The sequence below is a fragment of the Okeania sp. genome, assembly GCF_983059655.1.
The window spans coordinates 3,578-6,453 of record NZ_CEZPJD010000439.1; the positions used below are offsets into that span (position 1 = coordinate 3,578).

The 2,876-nt window shown below is 39.0% G+C and carries 2 protein-coding genes and 1 pseudogene; 2 read left to right on the forward strand and 1 reads right to left on the reverse strand.

Annotation, left to right across the window (positions count from 1 at the left end):
• The first annotated feature begins 89 nt into the window (after positions 1–89).
• Positions 90–902: a carbon-nitrogen hydrolase family protein gene (locus AC3DU7_RS21305; protein WP_488041306.1), complete on the forward strand. Its 813-nt coding sequence runs from the start codon at positions 90–92 to the stop codon at positions 900–902.
• Between the two features lie 360 nt (positions 903–1,262).
• Here AC3DU7_RS21305 and AC3DU7_RS21310 read toward each other — a convergent pair.
• A pseudogene (locus tag AC3DU7_RS21310) lies at positions 1,263–1,616 on the reverse strand (RNA-guided endonuclease InsQ/TnpB family protein); the annotation flags it as partial.
• 664 nt (positions 1,617–2,280) lie between these two features.
• Here AC3DU7_RS21310 and AC3DU7_RS21315 point away from each other — a divergent pair.
• A partial coding sequence (locus tag AC3DU7_RS21315; RefSeq protein ID WP_488041307.1) for a cation:proton antiporter occupies positions 2,281–2,876 on the forward strand: 596 nt, incomplete at its 3' end.

A 2,876-nucleotide genomic window follows, 5' to 3' on the forward strand; every position in this document is an offset into this window, starting at 1 on the left:
TAAACAACTACCTTTCAAGCAGCGAATTTGGTATAAATAATAAGGCAAACATTAAAAAGTTCCAACATAATAGCTGAAAAACAGACTTAATGAAATCCTATCTCGCAGCAGCAATATCAATGACAAGCGTGCCTGACTTGTCAAAAAATCTAGCACAGGCAGAAGAATTAATCGACTTAGCAGTCCGTCAAGGCGCAGAGTTAGTTACCTTGCCAGAAAATTTTCCCTTTTTGGGTGAAGAAAAAGAAAAAATTGCCCAAGCAGAAGCGATCGCTACACAAAGTGAAAAATTTCTCAAAACAACGGCTCAAAAATTCCAAATCACAATTTTAGGAGGTGGGTATCCAGTACCGACAAAGGAAGGCAAAGTTTATAACGTTGCATCCCTAATAACTCCTAATGGCCAAGAAGTAGCCAGATATGAAAAAGCACATTTATTTGACGTTAACCTGCCTGACGGTAATACCTACCGAGAATCAAACACCGTCAAACCAGGTGTCAAATTACCTTCAATCTATTCATCAAAAGATTATGGTAATTTAGGCATATCAATATGCTATGATGTTAGATTTCCTGAATTATACAGACACCTCTCAAATGCAGGGGCAGAAATCGTATTCGTACCAGCAGCCTTCACCGCATATACAGGGAAAGACCACTGGCAAGTATTACTCCAAGCACGAGCAATAGAAAATACCTGTTATATGATTGCTCCAGCTCAAACAGGCAATCACTATGGCAGAAGACAAACTCATGGCCATGCAATGATAGTTGACCCTTGGGGTTTAATTTTGGCAGACACTGGAGATAAACCAGGAGTAGCAATTGCAGAAATTAACCCATCCAGATTAGAACAAGTTCGTACACAAATGCCATCCCTACAACATAGAGTATTTACATGAACTACCCCAACTTACTACAACTGAAGTTGGAGCTTCTGAACTCACAGGGGAATGCTTCAAGACAGACTTACCAATGGATAATTGATAATTAATCAATTAGGCTTTATTGCCTCTCCTTATTAATTTTAAGGAGAAAAAAGCGGTCGTTTTGCTGGCCCATAACTACGTTAACGGCTGTCGCCGACATGGAAAGCGTAGCATGACCTAGGAAAAAGCGCAGCGCACCCGTTGGGTGGGATGGTGAGGTCTCCTCGCCATATCCAAATTGACCAAGAAAAGAAATAATATTTCCTTATATTCAATCAAGAACGAACGGTTTTAACCAGAAGTAATTATCCATCATCAATTATCCATTGTCCATTAATGAATAGCATTTTCATCTCTATGGTGGCTTGTGCCACAACTTGGACAAGTCCATTCTCTGATATCTAATGGCAGATTTGATATTTGATACAGACAGTTAGAGCAAGTTTTATAGCTAAGGAAAAAGCGGTCAACCTCAACAAACAAATCGCCTTTTTGCTGTAATTTATAGTCAAGAAAATTGATCGATATTCCCCATGCCACATCAGAAATAACTTGAACTAAGTTATGATTATAAACCATATCCTTGATATTCAAATTCTCCACAACAACTACTTGATTATCATTGACAATTTTTCGAGATAATTTATGTAGAAAGCCTTGGTGGGCATTGCTAATACGTTCGTGAACTCTAGCTACTAGCTTACCGAATAATTAAGGTTTAAAACATCTCCTTTAAAGGAGAAACAAGCGGTCGTTTTGCTGGCCCATAACTACGTTAACGGCTGTCGCCGACATGGAAAGCGTAGCATGACCTAGGAAAAAGCGCAGCGCACCCGTTGGGTGGGATGGCTGTGGCGCAGAGGGTATGCAAGAACGAGTCTCCGTTCCCTCCGGGACGCTCCGCGGTTAGCGTTTGCGCCCTTCATTCCGGAACGGAAAGCTTTGCGGTAGCAAACGCCATATCCAATCGACCAAGAGAGAAAAAATTTTCATTATTAGTACAATCAATTCCGTTTTATTTTGAGAGGTAATTATTAATTATTAATTGTTGAATATCTTTTTCTCTTGATTTACTCCCTTTGTTTTTACGAGTTAATTTAGCCTGTTTTCGAGCTAAATTTTTTTGCTTTAGCTCGAGGGTAAGCTCTAGCTAAAGCAACAGTTAATTCTCTCTTTAAATTTCCAATATTCTTTTATTCTTTGATTTCAGCTTAGATAAATATTTAATATACATTTTAGATAGTTAGATATATTTTATATATACTCACCAAAAAATATTTTTATCACAAAAGATTAGCGCTCTGTGCCTAAAGTCCTGTTACATTAAGTCAAGATGATTTAGAAAAACTTAATGTTTAGTTCAATGGCAGGGTTTAATTTTTTGAATGAATCTTTCCTATTTACTTTATCCGGCAAATTTCAGCCGATATTAGCCACAGCAACAGAAACAGAAGTAGAACCAGCAATGGTAGTTGCAGGAGTCCTTTTGAGTCTAGTGGCAATTTATATAGCCAGTAAAGCAGGGGGCGAATTTTTCAACTGGTTAGGTTTTCCACCAGTATTAGGTGAACTGGTAGGGGGTGTAGTTATCGGTATTTCTGCCCTCAACCTAGTAATCTTTCCAGAAAGTGGGGCAGATAGTTCCACATCGGTAATTATCAGTATTTTAGAAGCAACAGCAGGTTTAACCCCTGACGCTGCGGAAGCTACATTTCAAGTCCAAAGCGAAGTCCTCGAAGTTCTATCCGAACTAGGGGTCATCATCTTGTTATTTGAAATTGGCCTAGAGTCCAATATTAGAGACTTAATGCAAGTGGGTATTCAGTCCCTAATTGTTGCAATTGTGGGAGTAACATTACCATTTGTCGCTGGTACAGCAGGAATGATGATGATATTCCATGTCTCAGCAGTGCCAGCAATTTTTGCAGGAGCAGCTCTTACAGCAAC

What these genes read in the sequence shown, in the direction of transcription:
- AC3DU7_RS21305 (WP_488041306.1), top strand. Translation starts at nt 90, where the DNA reads ATGAAATCCTATCTCGCAGCAGCAATATCAATGACAAGCGTGCCTGAC.